Origin of the sequence: Sinomonas humi (genome assembly GCF_000802235.1) — a bacterium.
In the GTDB taxonomy this organism is placed as follows: Bacteria; Actinomycetota; Actinomycetes; order Actinomycetales; family Micrococcaceae; genus Sinomonas; species Sinomonas humi.
Window position 1 is genome coordinate 1 of record NZ_JTDL01000045.1, and the last position, 1,237, is coordinate 1,237.

Sequence of the window (1,237 nt, forward strand, 5' to 3'; positions counted from 1 at the left end):
ATCTCAGTTGTTTATGGTTAATGAAAGCCATACGGAACAGCCCGAAAGATGAACGGTCCACACCGGACGAGGGCGTCTCGATGGTTCTGGGATCGCGACGCGGCGCCTCACGGGCCAGCGCCCGCAGTCCAGCAAGGAACTCAACCGGAGGCCAGAGATCATGGAATTGTCGAAGATCCGCCCGAGCAAGGCGGCAGGCGCATGACTGCGGTAGCGGGCGTCGAAGAGCGCACAGCCCGCCGCACTGTGCTCATCGAGAAGGTCACCGCGGAAGCCAGCTCGGTGCTCAGCCTGACCCTCACGGACCCGAGCGGCGCCGACCTCCCCGCCTGGGAACCCGGCGCCCACATCGATCTGATCCTGCCCAGCGGCTTGATCCGCCAGTATTCCCTGTGCGGCCCCGCCGACGACCGCGGGCGCTACCGGGTGGGCGTCCTGCGGGTTGACACCGGCCGCGGGGGGTCGGTGGAGGTGCACGAGACGGCCCTCGAGGGCAGGACCATCGACATCCGTGGGCCCCGGAACAACTTCCCGCTCCGACCCGCCCCTGCCTACGTGTTCCTCGCAGGGGGCATCGGGATCACACCGATCCTGGCCATGATCCGGGCGGCCAGCGCCGCCGGCACCCCATGGACCCTTTACTACGGCGGGCGGACGCTCGAGCACATGGCATTCCGGGACGAACTGGCCCTGCTCGACGAGGGCAACATCCACATCCTTCCGCAGGATGTGCACGGCATCATCGACCTCGCCGCGATCGCCGCGGAGGGGCCGGACGGAGCCCAGTATTACTGCTGCGGGCCCGAACCCATGATCGCAGCCGCCGAGCAGGCCTGCGTCGCCTCGAACCCGCCGCGCGAACTGCACGTGGAGCGCTTCGGTGCGCAGCAGACGCCCCCCGCTCCCCCGACCTCTCAGCACGGCGGCGAGTTCGAAGTCGAGCTCGCCCAATCGGGAACGGTGCTCACCGTGCCACCGGAGCGCACTCTACTGGACGTCGTGCGCCAAGCGCGCCCTGACGTCCCCTTCTCATGCGAAGCGGGCTACTGCGGCACGTGCGAGACGAGAGTGCTCGCAGGCGAGCCAGACCACCGCGACGACTACCTCGAGGAGGAAGAGCGCGCCGCCTGCAACACGATGATGATCTGCGTGAGCCGCTCGCGCTCGCCCCGCATCGTCCTCGACCTCTGACCCCCGCGCAACCAGAACCTACTCTCAACCCATCGCACGCTCCCGC

At 68.1% G+C, this 1,237-nt stretch carries 1 protein-coding gene; it reads left to right on the forward strand.

What is annotated here, in order from left to right; genetic code table 11:
- Window positions 1-201: 201 nt before the first annotated feature.
- Window positions 202-1,191, forward strand: coding sequence for a PDR/VanB family oxidoreductase (locus LK10_RS04125; RefSeq protein WP_052206935.1), 990 nt, complete (start codon window positions 202-204; stop codon window positions 1,189-1,191).
- Window positions 1,192-1,237 lie beyond the last annotated feature (46 nt).